Origin of the sequence: Ruminococcus sp. AF17-12 (assembly GCF_003479245.1) — a bacterium.
In the GTDB taxonomy this organism is placed as follows: domain Bacteria; phylum Bacillota; class Clostridia; order Lachnospirales; family Lachnospiraceae; genus Blautia_A; species Blautia_A fusiformis.
The window spans coordinates 82444-105379 of sequence record NZ_QUGY01000012.1 but is presented as its reverse complement, the minus strand read 5'-3'; the positions used below and the strand labels follow the sequence as shown (position 1 = coordinate 105379).

General features: G+C 46.4%; 17 protein-coding genes. 15 read left to right on the top strand and 2 right to left on the bottom strand.

Annotated features, from left to right (window positions below; translation table 11 throughout):
- Positions 1-11: 11 nt before the first annotated feature.
- From DWW77_RS13360 to DWW77_RS13340, 5 genes are all read left to right on the top strand, one after another.
- A complete protein-coding gene (locus DWW77_RS13360) occupies positions 12-1781 on the top strand; it encodes a V-type ATP synthase subunit A (protein WP_118608881.1) in 1770 nt (589 codons plus the stop codon).
- Position 1782: 1 nt separating this feature from the next.
- Positions 1783-3156 carry a V-type ATP synthase subunit B gene (locus tag DWW77_RS13355; RefSeq protein ID WP_015526254.1) on the top strand — a complete coding sequence of 458 codons (1374 nt, stop codon included), beginning with the start codon at positions 1783-1785 and terminating at the stop codon, positions 3154-3156.
- A gap of 14 nt (positions 3157-3170) precedes the next feature.
- Positions 3171-3845: a V-type ATP synthase subunit D gene (locus tag DWW77_RS13350; RefSeq protein ID WP_021975777.1), complete on the top strand. Its 675-nt coding sequence runs from the start codon at positions 3171-3173 to the stop codon at positions 3843-3845.
- Between the two features lie 354 nt (positions 3846-4199).
- The gene (locus tag DWW77_RS13345; protein WP_118608880.1) at positions 4200-4754 is read left to right on the top strand and encodes a phosphatase PAP2 family protein; all 555 of its coding nucleotides are present in this window, start codon (positions 4200-4202) and stop codon (positions 4752-4754) included.
- 156 nt (positions 4755-4910) lie between these two features.
- Positions 4911-6101, top strand: a complete 1191-nt coding sequence (locus tag DWW77_RS13340; protein WP_118608879.1) for a pyridoxal phosphate-dependent aminotransferase — start codon at positions 4911-4913, stop codon at positions 6099-6101.
- A gap of 155 nt (positions 6102-6256) precedes the next feature.
- Here the strand turns inward: DWW77_RS13340 and adhE are convergent, their stop codons facing one another.
- Together adhE and typA are read right to left on the bottom strand one after the other, a co-directional pair.
- Positions 6257-8893, bottom strand: a complete 2637-nt coding sequence (gene adhE / locus DWW77_RS13335; RefSeq protein ID WP_118608878.1) for a bifunctional acetaldehyde-CoA/alcohol dehydrogenase — start codon at positions 8891-8893, stop codon at positions 6257-6259.
- 789 nt (positions 8894-9682) lie between these two features.
- Positions 9683-11515 carry a translational GTPase TypA gene (typA, locus tag DWW77_RS13330; protein ID WP_044962244.1) on the bottom strand — a complete coding sequence of 611 codons (1833 nt, stop codon included), beginning with the start codon at positions 11513-11515 and terminating at the stop codon, positions 9683-9685.
- Between the two features lie 201 nt (positions 11516-11716).
- Here typA and DWW77_RS13325 point away from each other — a divergent pair, with 201 nt between their 5' ends.
- The 10 genes from DWW77_RS13325 to secA all read left to right on the top strand — a co-directional run bounded on the left by DWW77_RS13325 (position 11717) and on the right by secA (position 22697).
- Positions 11717-12343: a single-stranded DNA-binding protein gene (locus DWW77_RS13325; RefSeq protein WP_015526248.1), complete on the top strand. Its 627-nt coding sequence runs from the start codon at positions 11717-11719 to the stop codon at positions 12341-12343.
- Between the two features lie 131 nt (positions 12344-12474).
- A complete protein-coding gene (locus DWW77_RS13320; RefSeq protein WP_015526247.1) occupies positions 12475-12981 on the top strand; it encodes a cob(I)yrinic acid a,c-diamide adenosyltransferase in 507 nt (168 codons plus the stop codon).
- Positions 12982-13016: 35 nt separating this feature from the next.
- On the top strand, positions 13017-13913 hold the full coding sequence (gene dapA, locus DWW77_RS13315; protein ID WP_015526246.1) for a 4-hydroxy-tetrahydrodipicolinate synthase: 897 nt from the start codon (positions 13017-13019) through the stop codon (positions 13911-13913).
- A 35-nt stretch (positions 13914-13948) separates the two neighbouring features.
- A complete protein-coding gene (gene dapB / locus DWW77_RS13310) occupies positions 13949-14704 on the top strand; it encodes a 4-hydroxy-tetrahydrodipicolinate reductase (RefSeq protein WP_015526245.1) in 756 nt (251 codons plus the stop codon).
- A 178-nt stretch (positions 14705-14882) separates the two neighbouring features.
- The gene (locus tag DWW77_RS13305; protein WP_021652687.1) at positions 14883-15341 is read left to right on the top strand and encodes a hypothetical protein; all 459 of its coding nucleotides are present in this window, start codon (positions 14883-14885) and stop codon (positions 15339-15341) included.
- A gap of 80 nt (positions 15342-15421) precedes the next feature.
- Positions 15422-16192, top strand: coding sequence for a phosphoribosylformimino-5-aminoimidazole carboxamide ribotide isomerase (gene hisA / locus DWW77_RS13300; RefSeq protein ID WP_015526243.1), 771 nt, complete (start codon positions 15422-15424; stop codon positions 16190-16192).
- A 247-nt stretch (positions 16193-16439) separates the two neighbouring features.
- Positions 16440-16967: a ribosome hibernation-promoting factor, HPF/YfiA family gene (gene hpf, locus DWW77_RS13295; RefSeq protein WP_015526242.1), complete on the top strand. Its 528-nt coding sequence runs from the start codon at positions 16440-16442 to the stop codon at positions 16965-16967.
- 142 nt (positions 16968-17109) lie between these two features.
- Positions 17110-18003, top strand: coding sequence for a hypothetical protein (locus DWW77_RS13290; RefSeq protein WP_118608877.1), 894 nt, complete (start codon positions 17110-17112; stop codon positions 18001-18003).
- A gap of 70 nt (positions 18004-18073) precedes the next feature.
- The gene (locus DWW77_RS13285) at positions 18074-19885 is read left to right on the top strand and encodes a fibronectin type III domain-containing protein (RefSeq protein WP_118608876.1); all 1812 of its coding nucleotides are present in this window, start codon (positions 18074-18076) and stop codon (positions 19883-19885) included.
- Positions 19886-20117: 232 nt separating this feature from the next.
- Positions 20118-22697, top strand: a complete 2580-nt coding sequence (gene secA, locus DWW77_RS13280) for a preprotein translocase subunit SecA (protein WP_021652694.1) — start codon at positions 20118-20120, stop codon at positions 22695-22697.
- Positions 22698-22936 lie beyond the last annotated feature (239 nt).

Genomic DNA, 22936 nt, shown 5'->3' with positions numbered 1-22936 from the left:
GATTGGTTCAGATGAGCAGAGGAACCATTAAGAAGGTGGCAGGACCGCTGGTAATTGCCAAGGGTATGCGGGATGCAAATATGTATGACGTGGTTCGTGTAAGCAGCCAGCGTCTGATCGGTGAGATTATTGAGATGCATGAAGATGAGGCTTCCATACAGGTATATGAGGAGACTTCAGGACTTCGCCCGGGAGAACCGGTAGAGTCCATGGAGGTGCCCCTTTCCGTGGAGCTTGGTCCTGGCCTTATTACAAGCATTTACGATGGAATCCAGCGTCCGCTGGATGACATCATGAAGGTAGCAGGCAGCAACAACCTGAAACGAGGCGTTGAGGTTCCTGCCTTGAAGCGGGACAAAAAATGGAATTTCATTCCGGTTGCGAAGGTGGGAGATCAGCTGGAGGGCGGCGATGTTCTTGGAACCGTTCAGGAGACTATCGTTGTTACACAGAAGATCATGGTACCACCCAATATGAAGGGTACTCTGAAAGAGATCAGATCCGGTGAGTTCACCGTGGACGAGACCGTTGCAGTTCTTTCCACAGCAGATGGAGATAAAGAACTGACACTGATGCAGCACTGGCCGGTACGACGTGGCCGTCCATATAAGAAAAAACTTCCGCCGGCCAAACCTCTGGTAACCGGTCAGCGTGTTATTGACACCATGTTCCCTATTGCCAAGGGTGGTGTGGCAGCAGTTCCTGGCCCGTTCGGAAGCGGCAAGACCGTTATCCAGCATCAGCTTGCAAAATGGGCAGAGGCAGATATCGTAGTTTATATCGGCTGCGGTGAGCGTGGAAATGAGATGACAGACGTTCTGAACGAGTTCCCGGAGCTGAAGGATCCAAAAACAGGACAGTCTCTGATGGAGCGTACGGTTCTGATCGCCAATACCTCAGATATGCCGGTTGCAGCTCGTGAGGCGTCGATCTATACAGGTATTACAATTGCGGAGTATTTCCGTGATATGGGATATTCCGTAGCATTGATGGCAGATTCTACTTCCAGATGGGCTGAGGCTCTCCGTGAGATGTCCGGACGGCTGGAGGAGATGCCAGGCGAGGAAGGTTATCCTGCATATCTTGGTTCCCGTCTTGCACAGTTCTATGAGCGTGCCGGACATGTGATCTGCAGTGGAAAAGACGGAAGAGAGGGTGCCCTGACAGCGATCGGCGCTGTATCTCCTCCAGGTGGTGATATCTCCGAGCCGGTTTCCCAGGCTACACTTCGAATCGTAAAGGTATTCTGGGGACTGGACGCAAACCTTGCATACAAACGTCATTTCCCGGCGATCAACTGGCTGACCAGCTATTCTCTGTATCTGGACAGCGTTGGCGGATGGTTTGACGAAAATGTAGCGAATGACTGGATGAAGCTCCGTCAGAGAATGATGACCCTTCTTCAGGAAGAGGCAGAGCTGGAAGAAATCGTAAAGATGGTAGGTATGGATGCGCTTTCTCCGGGTGACCGACTGAAAATGGAAGCAGCCCGTTCCATCCGAGAGGATTTCCTCCACCAGAACTCTTTCCACGAGATCGATACCTACACATCTCTGGAAAAACAGCACAATATGATGCGTCTGGTACTTGCATTTTATGATGCGGGACTGGATGCGCTGAAACAGGGTGCGGATATCAATGATATCGTAAAGCTTCCGGTACGTGAGCAGATCGGCCGTTATAAATATACAAAAGAAGATCAGCTGGCAGCAGAGTATGAGAAGGTAACCCGCCAGCTTGCAGCAGAGACTGCAGAACTTCTGGAAAAGGAGGGCCTGTAAAATGCCAAAAGAATATAGGACCATACAGGAAGTTGCCGGCCCTTTGATGCTGGTACGGGGCGTTGAAGATGTGGCATTTGACGAGCTTGGTGAGATCGAGCTTGCCGATGGCGAAACAAGAAGATGCCGTGTTCTGGAGATCGACGGAAGCAATGCACTGGTGCAGCTGTTTGAGAGCTCCACGGGTATCAACCTTTCCAACAGCAAGGTACGTTTCCTGGGACGGAGCATGGAGCTTGGTGTATCCGGCGATATGCTGGGCCGTGTTTTTGACGGACTGGGACGTCCCATTGATGACGGCCCGGAGATCCTTCCGGAAGAGAGAAGAGATATCAATGGACTTCCCATGAATCCGGCGGCCAGAAGCTATCCGGAGGAGTTTATCCAGACGGGTGTATCTGCGATTGACGGACTGAACACCCTGGTACGTGGACAGAAGCTTCCGATCTTCTCCGCATCCGGTCTTCCCCATGCACAGCTTGCAGCACAGATCGCAAGACAGGCGAAGGTACGCGGAAAAGATGAGCAGTTTGCCGTTGTATTTGCAGCCATGGGTATCACTTTCGAGGAGTCAAACTTCTTTGTAGAGAGCTTTAAGGAAACCGGAGCTATAGATCGTACTGTTCTGTTTGTGAACCTGGCAAATGACCCGGCTGTTGAGCGTATCGCTACTCCGCGAATGGCACTGACAGCGGCTGAATATCTTGCCTTCGAAAAAGACATGCACGTTCTTGTAATCCTTACGGATATCACAAACTATGCGGATGCGCTCCGTGAGGTTTCCGCGGCTCGTAAGGAGGTTCCGGGACGTCGTGGATATCCCGGATATATGTACACAGATCTTGCTTCTCTTTATGAGCGTGCAGGCCGTCAGAAAGGAAAATCAGGAAGTATCACCATGGTTCCGATCCTGACTATGCCCGAGGATGATAAGACCCATCCGATCCCGGACCTTACCGGTTACATCACAGAGGGACAGATCATCCTGAGCCGTGAGCTTTACCGTAAGGGAATCACACCGCCCATCGATGTTCTTCCGTCTCTGTCACGACTGAAGGATAAGGGTATCGGTGAAGGCAAGACAAGAGCAGACCATGCAAACACCATGAACCAGCTGTTTGCCGCATATGCCCGTGGTAAAGAGGCCAAAGAGCTGATGACCATTCTTGGTGAGGCAGCTCTTTCCGATATTGACCTGATTTATGCAAAATTTGCAGATGCTTTCGAGAAGGAATATGTTTCCCAGGGCTATCAGGCTAACCGTGATATTGAGGAAACACTGGCCATCGGCTGGAAGCTGCTTTCCATTCTTCCGAGAAGCGAGCTGAAACGTATCGATGACAAATTCCTTGATCAGTATTACGGAAAAGTATAAAGGGGGGATGATTTGTGGCATCAACACAGGTGAATCCTACCCGTATGGAGCTTACGAAGCAGAAAAAGAAGCTGGTGACTGCAGTACGTGGCCATAAGCTTCTGAAGGATAAGCGGGACGAGCTGATGAGACAGTTCCTGGATCTGGTACGGGAGAATATGGAGCTGCGAAAAAAAGTAGAAGCCGGTATCCGAAGCGCCAACACCAATTTTGTCATTGCAAAAGCAGGAATGTCGGAGGAGACGCTGAATACGGCACTGATGGCTCCCAAGCAGGAAGTTTATCTGGAAACCGGAAAAAAGAATGTCATGAGTGTGGATATTCCTGTTTTTGAATACAAAACAAGAACACCGGATGCTAACGATATCTATTCCTATGGCTTTGCTTTTACATCCAGTGATCTGGACGGAGCGGTAAAATCCCTGGCAGACATCCTGCCGGATATGCTTCGTCTGGCAGAAGTGGAAAAGGCCTGTCAGCTTATGGCTTCCGAGATCGAAAAAACAAGGCGTCGTGTAAATGCCCTGGAGCATGTCATCATACCGGAAGCACAGGCAAACATCAAATACATCACCATGAAGCTGGATGAGAACGAGAGAAGTACCCAGATCCGACTGATGAAGGTGAAAGATATGATGCTGGAGGAGGCACATCATTATAAGGAGCGGGAGGCAGAGCGCGGAGCGTAAAGCGCAGCCATCCTGAAAGAAAAAGAAAAGTTTATATAGAAAGTTTTAAGTAACGGAAAGGAGATGTCCCTGTACTGTGTGAAATTTCGGCAGTGCAGGGGCGTTTTATTTATAAAATATTTAGCTTTTGTTATCAGAAAATCAAGAAAAATACAGTATAATAGATAATAAGTAAATCAGACAGCTGCAGATGCAGAAATATAAAAGAAAGCTGCTCTGTCTGCTGAAAAATAAAGAAATGAAAAATAAAGAAAGAGGAGAAAGCTGATCTGACCAGGTAAACTGCCGGGCAGCTGCATGGCTATGAACAGCTGGCAAAGCAGATTGCGGTAGCGTCTGATCAGTAAGAGGTATATGAATATTTTACAGTCAATACAACAGCTGGACGGAGAAATCCTTCTCCTGATCCAGCGATATTTAAGAATGGATATGCTGACACCATTTATGAAATCTGTTACATTTCTGGGAAACGGAGGATGGTTCTGGATCCTCTGTGCAGTTGTTCTTCTTGCTGTTCCAAAGACAAGAAAAACAGGCTATGCGGCAGCCTTGTCCCTGATCTTCGGGGCAATCGTTACCAACCTGCTTCTCAAAAATATAGTGGCAAGACCAAGGCCTTTTGCGGAAATCGAAGCTCTCATCCCTATGATCACCAAACCGAAGGATTTCTCTTTTCCGTCAGGTCACACCACAGCATCCTTTGCCGTTGCTCTGGTAATGCTCCGGATGCTTCCGAAGAAATTCGGAATCCCGGCAGTAGTCCTGGCAGCACTGGTGGCATTTTCCAGACTGTATCTGGGTGTCCATTATCCGACAGATGTTCTGACCGGATTCGTGATCGCGCTGGTGGGAAGCACGTTGTCAGTATGGATCGTGCGAACGAAACCGGAAGACAAACAGGTACACTAGCATTGTCCATAGGAAATATGAAGCACTTTACCTGGACAAAGTATTGACACGCTGAAGCAAGACGGGGTAAAATTGTAGACAGTACAACAGATTCTGACTATGGTAGAAATAATGATATGAAACCCTGTAAAATCGGATAAAAGGAGAGAGCACAAAATGATATCAGAAAAAATGAAACCCTACGTAAAAAATAATTCCGCCATCCGTATGATGTTTGAGGAAGGAAACCGCCTCCGTGCGAAATACGGCGCAGACAAGGTTTTTGATTTCAGTCTCGGAAATCCAAGTGTACCGGCACCGGACAGCGTCCGCGAAGCAATTATCGAGCTTGTAAACACTACGGATCCGACTATTCTTCACGGCTATATGAGCAATGCAGGTTTTGAGGATGTACGCCAGACCATCGCAGAATCCCTCAACAGACGTTTCGATACAAAATTTTCCGCAAAGAATCTGATCATGACCGTCGGCGCTGCAAGCGGACTGAATGTGATCCTGAAAACAATCCTGAATCCTGGAGAAGAGGTGATCGTTTTTGCACCCTATTTTCTGGAATACGGTGCATATGTCCGCAATTATGATGGTGTCCTTGTGGAAATCTCTCCAGATACCACAACTTTCCAGCCAAATCTCGCTGAGTTTGAGCAGAAGATCACACCGAAGACAAGAGCGGTTATCGTAAACACCCCACACAATCCTACCGGAGTTGTATATTCAGAAGAAACGATCAAGAAGCTTTCCGCAATCCTGGAAGCAAAACAGAAAGAGTTCGGAACTGTGATCTACCTGATCTCCGATGAGCCATACCGTGAGCTGGCTTATGATGGCGTGGAGGTCCCATACCTGACGAAATATTATAACAATACTGTTGTAGGCTATTCCTACAGCAAATCTCTTTCCCTTCCGGGTGAACGTATCGGATATCTGGTGATCCCTGATGAGGCAGACGGAAGCGAAGAGCTGATCTCTGCAGCAACCATTGCAAACCGTACACTTGGCTGTGTAAATGCACCGTCCCTGATCCAGAAGGTAGTTGCAAAATGTGTAGACGCCAAGACGGATCTTGCAGCTTATGATAAAAATCGGCAGGCACTTTATAATGGCCTGAAAGAATGCGGATTTGAGTGCATCAAACCACAGGGTGCCTTCTATCTCTTTGTAAAATCTCCGGTTGAAGACGAAAAAGCCTTCTGTGAAGCCGGTAAGAAATATAACATCCTTATGGTACCGGGAAGCTCCTTCGCATGCCCCGGTTATGTGAGACTTGCATATTGTGTATCCTATGAGACAATTGTGAATTCTCTTCCTGAATTTAAAAAACTTGCAGCAGAGTATGGCTTGAAATAAACGATCATTACCAAGCAGTTGAATAAAAGATCCCCGGTACAGTCTGTTCATGCAGCCCTGTATCGGGGATCTTTTGTAAGAGGGAATAAGCAAATGAAACGTAGCCGGGAGTGAATAGACTCCCGACTGTGTTTCATTAAAAGGATGTTCCACATTTATTTGGCTTTTTTCTTTTCTTTATTTGGCATTTCTCCGTAGTAAGCTTTCAGATAGATATCTTTCAGCTCGGATACAAGCGGATATCTCGGGTTGGCACCGGTACACTGGTCATTGAAGGCCTGCTCGGACATCTCATCCAGAGTTTCCAGGAAATGTTTCTCATCTACGCCGTAATCACGGATCGTCGGCAGGATCTCGATAGTTCTCATAAGCTCATCCAGTTTAGCAAGAAGCTTTTCGAATACTTCTGCATCGTTCTTGCCTGTAAGACCTACAGAACGTCCGATCTCAGCGTAGCGTGCAAGTGTCTTCGGATACTGATACTGTGGGAAAGTACCCATCTTAGTCGGAACCTCAGCACTGTTGTAACGCATAACATCCAGAAGAACAACTGCGTTTGCGATACCGTGTGGCAGGTGGTGGAAAGCACCGAGCTTGTGAGCGAGAGAGTGGTTAACGCCGAGGAATGCATTGGCGAATGCAAGACCTGCCATGCAGGAAGCGTTAGCCATATGATCTCTGGCCTCTACGTCATTGCCATCTTTATATGCACGCGGCAGATACTCAAATACAAGCTTGATCGCTTTCAGTGCAAGACCATCGGTGTAATCGGAAGCCATCATGGAAACATAAGCCTCAATGGCATGTGTCATAACATCGATACCGGAAGCACGGGTAAGTCCCTTCGGTGCGCTCATCATGTTATTGGTATCTACGATCGCCATATCCGGGAGAAGCTCGTAATCAGCCAGTGGCCATTTAACGCCGGTATCCTGATCTGTGATGATGGCGAAAGGAGTAACCTCGGAGCCTGTACCGGAAGAGGTTGGGATCGCTACGAAGTAAGCTTTTTTACCCATCTTCGGGAATGTATAAACTCTCTTACGGATATCCAGGAAGTCCATGGACATATCGGAGAAGTCAGCGTCCGGATTCTCATAAAGCATCCACATAACCTTGCCGGCATCCATTGCGGAACCGCCGCCAAGAGCGATGATGCAGTCTGGCTCAAAGGCTGTCATAGCCTTGGCACCGGCTTTGGCGGAAGCGAGAGACGGGTCAGGAGCTACATCAGAGAAGCATGTATGAACGATGCCCATCTGATCCAGTTTATCTTCAATCGGTTTGGTGTAGCCATTCTTGTAGAGGAAGGAGTCTGTTACGATGAAGCAGCGTTTCTTGCCCATAACAGTACCGAGCTCATCAAGAGCAACCGGCATACAGCCCTTCTTAAAGTAAACCTTTTCCGGTGTTCTCATCCAGAGCATATTCTCTCTCCTTTCAGCAACAGTCTTGGTATTGAGAAGGTGTTTGACACCAACGTTCTCGGATACGGAGTTACCGCCCCAGGAACCGCAGCCAAGAGTAAGGGATGGAGCAAGCTTGAAGTTATAAAGGTCACCGATACCACCCTGGGAAGAAGGTGTATTGATAAGGATACGGCAGGTTTTCATAGCTGCTTCGAATTTATCCATCTTCTCTGTTTCATTTACGTTGATGTAGAGGGAAGAGGTATGACCATAGCCGCCGTCTGCAACGAGCTGCGCAGCCTTTGCAACAGCATCGTCAAAATTCTTGGCCTTGTACATGGCAAGTACAGGGGAAAGCTTCTCGTGTGCGAATTCTTCGCTGATATCAACGGACTCAACCTCACCGATCAGGATCTTGGTCTCAGCCGGTACAGTAACGCCTGCCATTTCAGCGATAGTAGCAGCCTTCTGTCCTACGATCTTGGCATTCAGTGCACCGTTGATAAGGATGGTCTTTCTGACCTTCTCGATCTCGTCTTTTTTAAGAAAGTAGCATCCTCTGTAAAGGAACTCTTCCTTCACTTCTTTATAAATGCTCTCCAGAACAGTTACGGACTGCTCGGAAGCACAGATCATACCATTGTCAAAGGTCTTGGAGTGGATGATGGAGTTAACTGCAAGACGGATATCTGCGCTGTCATCAATAATGGCAGGTGTATTTCCGGGTCCTACACCAACAGCCGGTTTACCGGAGGAGTAAGCTGCTTTGACCATTCCGGGACCACCGGTGGCAAGGATGATATCTGCGTTCTGCATTACCATGTTGGTAAGGTCAAGGCTTGGGATATCGATCCATCCGATGATTCCTTCCGGCGCACCTGCGGCAACAGCTGCTTCCAGAACAACTTTTGCAGCTTCAATAGTGGATTTCTTAGCACGCGGATGCGGGCTGATGATGATCGCATTACGGGTTTTCAGGGAAATAAGAGATTTATAGATTGCTGTGGAGGTCGGGTTGGTTGTAGGGATAACTGCAGCGATCAGTCCTACAGGTTCCAGGATCTTCTTGAGTCCGTATGCCTTGTCTTCTTCTACAACACCACATGTCTGAGTGTTCTTATATGCATTGTAAACATACTCTGCTGCGTAATGGTTCTTGATAACCTTGTCTTCCATGATACCCATGCCTGTTTCCTCAACAGCCATTTTGGCAAGTGGGATACGCATCTTGTCAGCAGCAGTAGCAGCTGCCTTAAAGATCTTGTCGACCTGCTCCTGTGTGTAGGTAGCAAAGATCTTCTGTGCCTCTTTCATTGCAGCCATTTTCGCGGTCAGGGCTTCTGGAGTGTCGATGATGGTAGGGATAGTTTCTTTCTTTGCCATGTGGAATCCTCCTGTTTTCATATGATAATGGTCTGTGGTCCTGCGGGCTTATCCTTTTTTCGCCGGCAGATGCTGCAGAGTTTTTGTAAGTCCCCGCGTTGCGTTTCGTTGTTGATTCAATCTGATTGAATTTTCAGCTTTGATACTGATATAGTATCAAAATTCTGAAAAAAACGCAAATTCTGAATTTTGTCGCTATGTGCAAAATGACGAACAAAAAATTAGGGGAAAATACTGTAAATTTTACTTTGCGGAACGCTGAATTATTGGAAAAATCTTAAAAAAAATTTTTGAAATTCAGCACTGTGCACAAAGAACATGTTAAAAAATTGTCAGCACTGACAAAAAACATGCACACATATGAAGGGCGGGCAAAAGATAAAACGCAACATGTGGTTAAAACATTAACGTTAAACTTTTGTCAAATGATCATGCGCACATTATAATTTAACTGATTTCAGACGTCAATAGAGAATTCGATGAATAATTCACAAAAATACGGAGTAATTTTGATAAAAAATTCACAAAAATATTGTAGCAAAGTAAAGCGTGATAACATAAGAAATCAAAAAACTTGAAATTATTTAAAATTTCAGAATAATTAGACGGAAATTATCGTGATTTTTTTCAGAAATGCAGAAAAAAAACTGCCATACAGGAAATGCTTCCCATATGGCAGTTTATATAAATATAGGTCAGGCGGATAAAAGCATCCGCATTCACTATGCGGCTTTGCGCCGAATTACTGTAAAAGGTTTCTGCTCAACAGTAAATGATAGCCAGGTTCGATCAGCTCTTGCGGAATGCGGCACGTTTTCTGTCTCTGGAGTCCAGAATACGTTTACGGATACGAAGGCTTGTCGGTGTTACCTCAAGAAGCTCATCCTGGTCGATGAATTCAATGGCCTGCTCAAGACTTAAGATCTTTGGCGGAACAAGCTTCAGTGCATCGTCAGCGGAAGAGGAACGAGTATTGGTAAGGTGCTTGGTCTTGCAGACATTCAGTTCAATATCCTCGGCCTTTCCGTTCTGTCCGATGACCATACCGCTGTACACCTTCTCGCCAGGTCCGACAAAGAGAGTACCACGCTCCTGAGCAGAGAAAAGACCGTAGGTAACAGTCTCGCCTGCCTCGAAAGCGATGAGGGAACCCTGTTTACGGTACGGGAAGTCTCCCTTGTATGGTGCATATCCGTCAAACATGGTATTCAGGATACCGGTACCCTTGGTGGAGGTAAGGAATTCGTTACGGAATCCGATCAGTCCACGGGAGGGGATGGAGAACTCGAGACGTACAGTTCCGTCGCTTGCTGTGCTCATACCCTGAAGCTCACCTTTACGCTCGCTGAGTTTCTGGATGATAGTACCGGAAAATTCTTCCGGAACGTCAACGTATGCGATTTCGATCGGCTCCAGTTTACGTCCACGCTCGTCTGTGTGATAGAGAACCTCCGGTTTGCTGACTGCAAACTCGTATCCCTCACGGCGCATGTTCTCAATAAGAACGGAGAGGTGAAGCTCACCACGGCCGGAAACCTTGAAGCACTCGGTTGTATCGGTGTCTTCTACACGAAGGCTGACGTCTGTGTTCAGCTCACGGTAGAGACGGTCACGAAGGTGACGGGAAGTGATGTATTTACCTTCCTGTCCTGCAAGAGGACTGTCGTTTACAAGGAAGTTCATGGAGATTGTTGGCTCGGAAATCTTCTGGAACGGAATGGACTCTGGGTTGTCTCCTGCACAGAGGGTATCTCCAATGTGGATATCCGCGATACCGGAGATTGCAACAATAGCTCCGATGGTAGCGCTTTTAACTTCAACTTTGTTCAGTCCGTCAAATTCGTAGAGTTTGCTGATCTTTACGCGCTCGTGTTTGTCAGGGTCATGATGGTTCAGAAGCATCAGCTCCTGGTTCACGGAAATGGTTCCGCGCTCAACCTTACCGACACCGATACGGCCTACATACTCATTGTAGTCGATGGTGCTGATAAGAACCTGCGTATCTCCGTCCGGATCTCCCTCCGGAGCAGGAATCGCATCAAGGATGGTCTCAAAAAGCGGAGCCATATTCTCAGGTTTGTCCTCAAGGTTACGAACTGCATAGCCGGCTTTTGCGGAGGCATACAGGAACGGGCAGTCCAGCTGTTCGTCAGATGCGTCCAGATCCATGAGAAGCTCCAGAACCTCGTCGACAACCTCCTCCGGACGTGCTTCCGGACGGTCGATCTTATTGATGCAGACAATAACATGCAGGTTCAGTTCGAGAGCTTTACGAAGTACAAATTTAGTCTGAGGCATGGCACCCTCGAAGGCGTCCACAAGAAGAATAACGCCGTCTACCATCTTCAGCACACGCTCTACCTCGCCGCCGAAGTCCGCATGACCTGGAGTATCGATGATATTGATTTTTACATCCTTATAATGAACTGCGGTGTTTTTGGAGAGAATCGTAATGCCGCGCTCACGCTCAATATCGTTGGAATCCATGACACGTTCCTGGACTTCCTGGTTCTCACGGAAAACACCGCTCTGTTTCAAAAGCTCGTCAACAAGTGTTGTTTTACCGTGATCGACATGGGCGATAATGGCCACGTTACGAACATCTTCACGCTTGGTCTTCATATAATCCAAATCCTTTCTTTCCATATATAAGTAATCTTTTTTGTTAAAAATGATGTCCAAATTTATAGTCTATCACATTTTTGTGAGATTACAAGACATAAAAAAATATTTTTGGTTTTTCATTTTTCAGGCATATTATACCGCAAATACACATAGATTGATATAGACGAAATACACGAAGAGGAAGGAGAGCTACTTATTATGGCAGATAAAATTATTGAAAACAATCAGGTATCCGTTATGGGACGGATCGCTACGGGGTTTACTTTCAGCCATCAGGTCTTTGGAGAAGGATTTTACATGATGGATATCCTGGTAAAACGTCTCAGCGATTCGGAGGACAGGATCCCGGTGATGGTGTCTGAGCGGCTGATCGATATCACACAGGATTATGTGGGAGAATATATCGAGATCCACGGACAGTTCCGATCCTATAACCGTCATGAAGAAAAGAGAAACCGGCTTGTGCTTTCAGTCTTTGCCCGGGAAGTGAAGTTTGTGGGGGAGGAAGAAGAAACTGTGCCGGTCAATCAGATCTTTCTGGACGGATATATCTGTAAACCGCCTGTATACAGAAAAACACCGTTGGGAAGAGAGATCGCAGATCTTCTGATGGCAGTCAATCGACCTTACGGAAAATCCGATTACATACCATGTATATGCTGGGGAAGAAATGCCAGATATGCTTCTGCTTTTGAAGTAGGCGGGCATGTACTGATCTGGGGCAGGATCCAGAGCAGGGAGTACATGAAACGGATTAGTGAAAACGAAACAGAAAAAAGGATTGCCTATGAAGTTTCGGTGAGTAAATTGGAATATGTTGAGTAACATTGAATATATTTTGGAATAGTGGTGAGAACATTAAGGTAACACTTGCATTTCCAGCCAATCTGCGGTAATATTAAAAAAATCAGAAAAATGGGGAATTACCGGTTTCACTAACAGTAAGAGGAAAAATCATGGAAAGAGAAATAACAGAGGTTTATTGCGGGAACGGGAAAGGAAAGACAACTCTGGCTGTAGGCCGGGGGCTGCGCTTTGCTACACAGGGAAAAAGTGTGATCATCATACAGTTCCTCAAGGGCAGGGAACGCAGAGAACTGGATTTCCTTGAGGAACTGGATAATTTTGATTTCAAGATTTTCCGTTTCGAAAAAATGGACACCTGCTATAATGACCTGAGTGAGCAGGAAAAGGCAGAAGAGAGAACCAATATTCTCAATGGCCTTAATTTCGCACGGAAGGTAATTGCTACCAGAGAGTGTGATTTTCTGCTGCTGGATGAGATCCTCGGGCTTATGGATAAAGGAATCGCTCCAGTTGAGACGATCATCGATATGCTTAAGCAGAAGGATGAAAGTATGCATATAATTATGACCGGACGCTGGCTTCCGGATGCTTTGAAGCCCTATGTGGACAGTATTACCACGATAACAACAGAGCTGACTGACCAGGAACGGGAATAAGCAATATTTCACAGAAGAAAGAAGGAGGAAGACAAATGGCAATTTTTAAAGGAACAGGCGTTGCAATCGTAACACCTATGCATGAAGACGGTAAGGTGAATTTTGAGAAACTTGAGGAGATCCTTGAGGATCAGATCGCGAACAGCACAGACGCCATCGTTATCTGTGGAACAACAGGAGAATCTTCTACTCTGACACACGGAGAGCATCTTCAGACAATTAAGTTCACAATTGATAAAGTTAACAAACGTGTGCCTGTTATCGCAGGAACAGGTTCCAATTGTACAGAGACAGCGATCATGATGTCCAAGGAAGCAGCTTCCTATGGCGCAGACGCTCTTCTTATTGTAACACCTTACTATAACAAGGCTACACAGAAGGGTCTTATCGCTCATTACACAGCAATTGCCAATGCAGTTCCGGAAACTCCGCTCATCATGTACAACGTACCGAGCCGTACAGGCTGCAACATCCAGCCGGCTACAGCAGCTTACCTTGCAAAGAATGTAAAGAACATTGTCGGAATCAAGGAAGCAACAGGAGATCTTTCCCAGATCGCCAAGATGATGTCTCTGGCAGACGGACAGCTTGAGCTTTACTCCGGAAATGATGATCAGGTACTTCCGATTCTTTCTCTTGGCGGACTTGGAGTTATTTCCGTACTTTCCAACGTTGCACCGAAGTTTACACATGACATGGTCATGAAATATTTCGACGGCGACACCAAGGGAGCAACAGAGGATCAGCTGAAAGCTCTTCCGCTGATCAATGCGCTGTTCAGCGAAGTAAACCCGATTCCTGTTAAGACAGCTATGAACCTTATGGGAATGAACGTAGGGCCGCTTCGTATGCCGCTCTGCGAGATGGAAGAGGACACAAAGGCAGCTCTTGCAAAAGAGATCGAGAAATTCGGCCTTAAGCTTGCTAAATGATCTGACTGTAAGCGAAAGGTAAAGGAGAATATACTATGGTAAAAATCATCATGCACGGCTGCAACGGACATATGGGCCAGGTCATCAGCGGCATTGTGGAGAAAGATCCGGATGCTGAGATCGTAGCAGGTATTGATATTGCAGATCAGGGAAAAAACAGCTATCCGGTATTTACCGATATTGACGCATGTCAGGTAGAGGCAGATGCGATCATTGATTTTTCTTCCGCAAAGGCAACAGACAAGCTTCTTGAGTACAGCGCGGCACGCCAGATCCCGGTTGTTCTATGCAGTACCGGTTTAAGCCAGGAGCAGCTTGCAAAAGTGGAAGAAACATCCCGAAAGGTAGCAGTGCTGAAATCCGCAAACATGTCTCTTGGTATCAACACACTTCTGAAGCTGGTTCAGGACGCAGCTAAGGTTCTTGCAGCTGCAGGCTTTGATATGGAGATCGTAGAGAAGCATCACCGCCTGAAATTAGACGCACCAAGTGGTACTGCACTTGCGCTGGCAGACAGCATTAATGAAGCTATGGATAATCAGTATCATTATGTATATGACCGCAGCCAGAAACGTGAAAAACGCGATGATAAGGAGATCGGTATCTCCGCAGTTCGCGGTGGAACTATCGTAGGTGAGCATGAGATAATTTTTGCAGGTCAGGACGAAGTGATCGAGTTCAAGCATACTGCATATTCCAAGGCTATTTTTGGAAAAGGTGCTGTAGAAGCAGCCAAATTCCTTGCCGGCAAACCGGCAGGACGTTATGATATGAGTGACGTGATCGGCTGATTCTGACAGATTGAGCCGCAACAGAATAAAATACAGGTAATACAGACGGGGTTCGTGTAAGATCGGACCCCGTCTTTTTTTGATGAAATTGCGGTTTTTGAAATTTTTCCCAGAATAGGATAGCGGAAAAAGTGCCATATTAGGAATACAGAATTTTTTAGAAAAAGGAGAAGATCATATGAAAAAATGGAAGGCGATTCTTTTTGGTACTTTGCTTACCCTGTCTCTGTGTACATTTACAGCCTGCGGCACAGAGGTAAACAATGCGGATGAAACAGTGGATGAAAAAGATAAAAACACGAAGGATAAGGAAAAAGATACAAACGAAAATACTGCCGCAGAAGATGAAACTATGGAAGAAAAAGCAGACAATGACGGTGTGAAGGACAATGGAGAGAGCATTAAGGATTCCGGCACGGATAACAATGAGATGTCCGATGGAAATATTACCGTGACGCCTGCAGGAAATGGAAATAACGGGACAGCAGCACCCGGAGCTGCGGATGCTGACAGAAACGAAAATGACGGAACTGTATCCGGTGAGCTGGGTGACAGTGTAAAGGACCTTGGCGACGGCGTAGGTAATGCAGTGGATGATATCGGAAACGCAGTGGGAAATGCGGTAGAAGGAAGATAACAGATATTTTACCACAGCATTGCATAAAACTGTTTCAGATGCTATTATCAGTGCATGGAAAGAAAATGGAGGACAGGATTATGAAATTCAGACCATGCATTGATATACATAACGGAAAGGTAAAACAGATCGTAGGAGGAAGCCTGAAGGATCAGGGGGATCAGGCGGCAGAAAATTTTGTGTCAGAGCAGGATGCGGCATTCTATGCAGAGCTTTATAAGAAGGCAGGATTAAAGGGCGGTCATGTGATCCTTCTGAACGGAAAGGATTCCCCGAACTATGAAGCAACGAAAGCCCAGGCACTTCAGGCTCTGGGAAAATATCCCGGAGGGCTTCAGATCGGAGGCGGCATCTGCCCGGAGAATGCGGCAGAATATCTGGAGGCTGGCGCCAGCCACGTGATCGTAACCTCCTATGTGTTTAAAAACGGAGTGATCTCCTGGGAAAATCTGGAGAAGATCCGTGATGCTGCAGGGAAAGAACATCTTGTACTTGACCTGAGCTGCCGCAAAAAAGATGGCAAATATTATATTGTCACAGACCGATGGCAGAAATTTACAGAAGAGATCGTGACACCGGAGCTGATGGAAAGGCTTGGAAGCTTCTGCGACGAATTTCTGGTCCATGCAGTGGATGTGGAAGGAAAGGCCCGAGGTGTGGAAACAGAGCTTGCAAAGCTTCTGGGACAGTATACAGCCCATCCGGTGACCTATGCAGGCGGTGTGGGTTCTATGGCAGATATTGAAGAGCTTCGAAAAGCAGGTCAGGGCAGACTGGATGTGACTGTTGGCAGTGCTTTGGATATTTTTGGCGGAAGTATACCCTTTGAAGCTCTGGCTAAAATGAAATAGTATATACAAATAGTGAAGCAGATGCTTTTGTCCCATCAATCTTCTGGCACTGGTGTGCAGATATACATTTGTAATGAATTAATTAGATGAAATACTCTAATAGTTGCGCATTCACGACAAAAAAAACATTTTGAAGGAATATATCGAATAAATTTGGAAAAAATTTATGAAATTTTTGAAAAGTGATGTTAAAATTCAATTTAATATGTTATAATAGCAACATAAAACAGCAAAGGGGATGGAAGTCATGAAATTTATTATTAGTGGAAAGAATATAGCAGTAACCGAAGGACTTAAAACAGCTGTTGAGGACAAGCTTGGTAAACTTGAAAGGTATTTCACTCCTGAAACTGAGATTTCAGTAACCTTAAGCGTTGAGAAGGATCGCCAGAAGATCGAGGTAACGATCCCTGTGAAAGGTAACATTATCCGTTCCGAGCAGGTAAGCAATGATATGTATGTATCCATCGATCTGGTTGAAGAGGTAATTGAGCGTCAGCTTCGTAAATACAAGAACAAGATCGTTGACAAGCAGCAGGAATCCACAAACTTCCAGAAGGCATACCTTGATAAGGATTATGAAGAGGATGAGGAAGTTAAGATCATCCGTACCAAGAAATTCGGGATCAAACCAATGTATCCGGAAGATGCATGCGTACAGATGGAGCTTCTCGGACATAATTTCTTTGTATTCTTTAATGCTGAGACAGAGCAGGTTAACGTAGTTTATAAACGTAAAGGAAATACTTACGGACTGATCGAACCAGAGTTCTGATAGGGGATTTTATTATCACAACTGAATATTGAATGGAAGGCTCCGGGAATCTGTGTGAGAAATCGGCAGGTTTCCGGAGCCTTTTATGTCACAGCAAAATCAGGCTTCTTTTCTGTTGCAAGCAATAGGGGAGAATTATATAATGAAGACATATGCGAAAGGAGAATGGAAAAAGAAGCTTCCTGTGGTGATCTTAAGTGTAGCTCTTGGTATGACCATGATACCGGCTACCTGTATGGCAGCGGAATTTAACAGTGGTGACACCATAAAAGAACAGACTGTGGAGGACCTGGAACTGAGTTCCGGAGAAAACAATACAAAGGATTCCCAAAAGTCAGAAATACAATGGACAGGATTTAAATGGGACAGCTATTCCCAGGCAGAGATAACGCTTACGTCAGCCGTTAACGGCGTCTGCTATTATAAATGGGCAGAGCGGGGGGAAGACGGAAATCCCCAGGTGCCTCAGATCGAGACCGGAAATACCGTGAATGATGAGGTTTTGATCAGTGAGGATGAAGAGTTCGGGATCACACTTGCAGACCTGGATACAGACCAGGCAGTTGATCTGTATATCCAGATTGAGGATGAGAATGGGAAATTAAGTGATCTGAAGCGGATGGAGCTGGATCAGGACAGCCGCCCGGCGAAAAAAACAGATTCTGAGAAAAAACATAAAGCATCCAAACCAAAGGCAGAGGACAGTACGGTAGAGGGGCTGGATTCTCCTCTGGAATTCTACCCGGATACATTTTATGATTTTAAGGTTATCGGTGCCGGTACCGATAATGAGGATCCGGAAAACGGAGACATTAAGTGGGTGCCTGTTTACTGGAGCACATCTGCGAATCCGAATTCCAACCGGATCCGAAGCACCTGGAAGATCGGTTCCAAGGAAGGAATCGACCAGGAGGGAACTTTTAATCTGTATGTTTTCTTCCGCAAATATACCTGCAAGGATTCCAAATGGCAGTCTACGGATAAGATACAGTCTGTACAGTACAAGTTTCAGTCAGCCCCACTTTCTGAAAAATAATACTGTGTGGAGTGCGAATATCTCCTTGACATAACAAATATGTAACTCACGGAGAAAAGGAGGAAGGTAAATGAAGAAAAAAGTTCTGGCACTTTTTTTAAGTGCCGCGCTTTGTGTGACGGTGCTTCCGGCAACCGGTATGGCTGCAGAGTTTGGCAGCGGTGATGCAGAAATCACAGAAAATACTGCGGACAGCCAGGAGCTGTTTTCCGCAGAGGAAACTACAGAGCCTGTGGGAGATACTGAGCAGCCTACAGAAGACAGTGAGGATATTTCTGAGGAAATGGTGGATAACTCTTCCGATGCAACCATGGAAGATGTGGAAAACGCGGAGAACAGCGAGGATGCTTTCGGCGGAGCTGAGGAAGGAGTTTCAGAAGAAATCTCCAGTGAGGATGATCCGGAAGTATTATTGACAGAACTGATACCTGAAGAAGCAGGAGACAGTATGGAAGAAGAAAACGCAGAAGCTATGTCAGCGTCAGCTCCGGAGCTGACAGTGCCACCGACAGCGGGTCCGGAACCGACAGTGCCACCGACAGCGGATCCTGAACTGACAGTGACACCAACACCGGTGCCAAAAATAAACGTAAAATGGACCGGAGAAAAATGGGTAAGCCGCAGTTCTGTAAATGTGACACTTAAAGTTGATGCAAACGGAGCCTGCTACTACAAAGCTGTAGCGAGAAAAAAGGACGGAACATCTGTTGTTCCGAAGCTTGATATGGGTAGCTCTCGTGTGGTGGTTACCGCAAACAGAAGCTTTGTGATATATCTTAAGAATCTGGATATAGAGAAAGAATTTGATCTGTATCTTAAGGTACTGGGCACGGATGGCAGAACTAGCGGACTGAAAAAGTTAAGACTGAATTCCAGAGGGATTCGTCCAGCTTACAATGTGACATCGACACCTGAACCTACACTTACATCTGCACCTCCGGATTACGGTGTAACGCCGACACCGACCTATACACCTTCTATACCGGATGTCAGAGAAAGTGTCGTCAGAGGGCTGGATTCTCCGTTGAAATTTACTCCGAATAAATATTATAATTTTACCGTGACCGGTGCGGGAACTACGAATACAAATCCCGGGCCCGGAGATGTGAAGTGGGTGCCGGTTTACTGGAGTACTTCACCAAATCCAACCGATAACAGGAAGAATACTACATGGCGGATCGGATCTGCCAAAGGAATAAACAAAGCCGCAACTTATAACATGTATATCTTTTTCCAGAAGTATGTTTATCAGAAAGCTGAATGGAAAAAGACTGATGAAGTACAGTCAGCCGTATACCAGTTCCGTTCCGCGTCCCTTACAACGGTAAAGCTTACCACGCCCGGGTTATCCGGCACTTCCAACAGTCCTGCCGGCATCGTCTTCAAATGGAAAAGAGCTGCAAATGCTTCCGGCTACAAGATCTATCGAAGGGCCGGAAACAGCAGCAAGTGGGTCAATATCGCTACCGTAAGCGGAAGCAATACGCTGGTCTATACAGACGGATCAGTAAAAGCAGGAACCATGTATACCTATACAGTCCGCGCATACAAGGGCTCTGCTTTAAGTGCTTATAACAAAAACGGCAGCCGGATCGTCCGTCTGACAGCTCCGGTGCAGTACAAACCGTCCAGCAAGGCTTCCGGGAAGCTGACTGTCCGCTGGAAAAAAGCAGCTGGCGCTTCCGGCTATCAGATCCAGTATGCGGCCTCAAGGTCCATGAGAGGGGCCAGAACAGTGTCCACCAGTGCACTGACCCGAACACTTTCCGGTTTGAAAAAGGGAAGCACTTATTATGTTCGTATCCGTGCATACAAAAAAGTGAGCGGAAAGACATATTACGGTGCCTGGAGCAGTGTGAAAAATGCAAAAGTAAGGAAATAAGATCTGTAATATCCCGCGGGATCCTCGAAAACAGGATCCTATGCGGGATATTTTCTGTTGTTCCTGACATGATTTGTTAAATAATTGTTCATTGTTTTTATAACAGGAAAGTGGTAGAATATATACCATATGTGATCCAGTATAACGGATATCAACAGAGAACTGGAATGATCCAAAATTGGACAGATCAGAGACAGCAGTCTTATTCGAATAAAATGATTGGAGCAGAAACATGAATGTTTTTTCAAAAGTATTTGGAACCCGCAGCCAGCGTGAGGTAAAACGTATCATGCCGCTGGTTGAAAAAACCGAGAGCTATCAGTCTCAGATGCAGCAGCTTACGGATGAGCAGTTACGAGACAAGACAAGAGAATATAAGAAACGTCTTGCAGAAGGTGCAACACTGGATGATCTTCTTCCGGAGGCATTTGCCACCGTACGTGAGGCAGCCAAGCGTGTACTTGGAATGGAGCATTACCGTGTACAGATCATCGGTGGTATCATCCTTCACCAGGGCCGTATCGCCGAGATGAAAACAGGTGAAGGTAAAACTCTTGTTTCCACACTTCCTGCATATCTGAATGCCCTTGAGGGAAAAGGTGTCCACATCGTAACCGTCAACGACTACCTGGCAAAACGAGATGCTGAGTGGATGGGTAAGGTTCACGAGTTCCTTGGCCTGACTGTAGGCGTGGTACTTAACGACATGAAGCCGGAAGAGCGTCGTGCGGCATACGGATGTGACATCACATACGTAACAAACAACGAACTTGGATTTGATTATCTTCGTGACAATATGGTCATCTATAAAGAACAGCTTGTTCAGAGAGATCTTCACTACTGTATCATCGATGAGATCGACTCTGTCCTGATCGATGAGGCACGTACACCTCTGATCATTTCCGGACAGAGCGGCAAGTCCACCAAGCTTTATGAGGTGTGCGATATCCTTGCACAGCAGCTGGAGCGTGGTGAGGCCAGCCATGAGATGACCAAGATGGCAGCCATCATGGGTGAGGAGGTTATCGAGACCGGTGACTTCGTTGTAAATGAGAAAGATAAGATCGTCAACCTTACCGAGCAGGGTATCAAGAAGGTTGAGAAATTCTTTAATATCGAGAACCTGGCAGATCCGGAAAACCTGGAGATCCAGCACAACATCATCCTTGCACTTCGTGCACATAATCTGATGCACAAGGATCAGGATTATGTTGTAAAAGATGACGAGATCCTGATCGTTGATGAGTTTACCGGACGTATCATGCCGGGCCGTCGTTACTCCGATGGTCTTCATCAGGCGATCGAGGCGAAAGAGCATGTGAAGGTTAAGAGAGAGAGCAAGACTCTCGCAACCATTACCTTCCAGAACTTTTTCAACAAATATGACAAAAAAGGCGGTATGACAGGTACAGCCCTTACCGAAGAAAAAGAGTTCCGTGATATCTACGGCATGGACGTTGTAGAGATCCCGACCAACCGTGTAGTACAGCGTAAAGACCTTGACGATGCTGTTTACATGACAAAGAAAGAGAAATTCAACGCCGTTGTAGAGGCAGTTAAGGAAGCTCACGCAAAACATCAGCCGGTATTGGTTGGTACGATCACCATCGAGACTTCCGAGCTTCTCAGCAGAATGCTGAAGAGAGAGGGAATCCCCCACAATGTATTGAATGCCAAGTTCCATGAGCTTGAGGCTGAGATCGTAGCTCAGGCAGGACAGGCAGATGCCGTTACCATCGCGACCAACATGGCAGGCCGTGGTACCGATATCAAGCTTGACGATGTGGCAAGAGAGGCCGGCGGTCTGAAGATCATCGGTACCGAGCGTCATGAGTCAAGACGTATCGATAACCAGCTCCGTGGACGTTCCGGACGACAGGGAGATCCGGGTGAATCCCGTTTCTACATTTCCCTTGAGGATGACCTGATGCGTCTGTTTGGTTCCGAGAGACTGATGAAGGTGTTCACATCCCTTGGTGTTGAGGAGAATGAGCAGATCGAGCACAAGATGCTTTCCAATGCCATCGAGAAAGCCCAGGAGAAGATCGAGTTCAACAACTTCGGTATCCGTAAAAACCTTCTCGACTATGACCAGGTTAACAATGAGCAGAGAGAGATCATCTATGAGGAGCGCCGCCAGGTACTTGACGGTGAGAATATGCGTGATGCCATCTACAAGATGATCACAGATATCGTAGACAGCATGACAGACATGTGCTTCTCCGATGACATGGATTCTTCTGAGTGGGATCTTAATGAGTTCAACACTGCGATCACTCCGATCATCCCGATCCACCCGCTGACCGCAGAGAAGGTAAAAGGCCATAAGAAAGATGAGATCAAGCATATTGTGAAGGAAGAGGCTGTGAAGCTTTATGAAGCGAAGGAGGCTGAGTTCCCGGAACCGGAACAGCTTCGTGAGCTTGAGCGAGTTGTCCTTCTGAAATGCATCGACAGCAAATGGATGGATCACATCGATGATATGGAAATGCTCCGTCAGGGTATCGGTCTGATGGCATACGGCCAGAGAGATCCGGTTGTTGAGTACAAGATGAACGCATTCGAGATGTTTAACAGCATGATCAGCTCCATTCAGGAAGACACTGTACGTATGCTGTATCATGTTCATGTGGAGCAGAAGATCGAGCGTGAGCAGGTTGCTAAGGTAACCGGCACAAACAAAGATGACAGCGCAGGCCCGAAGAAACCGGTTCAGCGAAAAGAAGATAAAGTATACCCGAATGATCCGTGCCCATGCGGAAGCGGCAAGAAATACAAACAGTGCTGCGGACGTAAGGCTGCCAAGATCTGAGAAGGAAGATAAAAATAGTCTCACCCGGATGATGCGGTGGGGCTATTTTTTCTGGAATTTCTGTTACACAGGAACAGAGTACAGCGAATATTAAATAACCGTCATATAGACTTGTCTGATTTTTCATATGCTGCGTTGTCGTCAATCGCCGTAGCCACCGATACGCTTCATTCCCTCGCCCTGCATATGAGAAAGTCATCCTGCGCCAATATGGCAGATACTTAATTTTCGCTGTAAGA

Coding starts and splice junctions, on each gene's coding strand:
- DWW77_RS13320 (WP_015526247.1), top strand. CDS start 12,475: ATGGAAAGAGAAATAACAGAGGTTTATTGCGGGAACGGGAAAGGAAAG.
- dapA (WP_015526246.1), top strand. CDS start 13,017: ATGGCAATTTTTAAAGGAACAGGCGTTGCAATCGTAACACCTATGCAT.
- DWW77_RS13345 (WP_118608880.1), top strand. CDS start 4,200: ATGAATATTTTACAGTCAATACAACAGCTGGACGGAGAAATCCTTCTC.
- adhE (WP_118608878.1), bottom strand. CDS start 8,893: ATGGCAAAGAAAGAAACTATCCCTACCATCATCGACACTCCAGAAGCC.
- DWW77_RS13305 (WP_021652687.1), top strand. CDS start 14,883: ATGAAAAAATGGAAGGCGATTCTTTTTGGTACTTTGCTTACCCTGTCT.
- typA (WP_044962244.1), bottom strand. CDS start 11,515: ATGAAGACCAAGCGTGAAGATGTTCGTAACGTGGCCATTATCGCCCAT.
- DWW77_RS13355 (WP_015526254.1), top strand. CDS start 1,783: ATGCCAAAAGAATATAGGACCATACAGGAAGTTGCCGGCCCTTTGATG.
- dapB (WP_015526245.1), top strand. CDS start 13,949: ATGGTAAAAATCATCATGCACGGCTGCAACGGACATATGGGCCAGGTC.
- hpf (WP_015526242.1), top strand. CDS start 16,440: ATGAAATTTATTATTAGTGGAAAGAATATAGCAGTAACCGAAGGACTT.
- hisA (WP_015526243.1), top strand. CDS start 15,422: ATGAAATTCAGACCATGCATTGATATACATAACGGAAAGGTAAAACAG.
- DWW77_RS13360 (WP_118608881.1), top strand. CDS start 12: ATGAGCAGAGGAACCATTAAGAAGGTGGCAGGACCGCTGGTAATTGCC.
- secA (WP_021652694.1), top strand. CDS start 20,118: ATGAATGTTTTTTCAAAAGTATTTGGAACCCGCAGCCAGCGTGAGGTA.
- DWW77_RS13290 (WP_118608877.1), top strand. CDS start 17,110: ATGAAGACATATGCGAAAGGAGAATGGAAAAAGAAGCTTCCTGTGGTG.
- DWW77_RS13325 (WP_015526248.1), top strand. CDS start 11,717: ATGGCAGATAAAATTATTGAAAACAATCAGGTATCCGTTATGGGACGG.
- DWW77_RS13340 (WP_118608879.1), top strand. CDS start 4,911: ATGATATCAGAAAAAATGAAACCCTACGTAAAAAATAATTCCGCCATC.
- DWW77_RS13285 (WP_118608876.1), top strand. CDS start 18,074: ATGAAGAAAAAAGTTCTGGCACTTTTTTTAAGTGCCGCGCTTTGTGTG.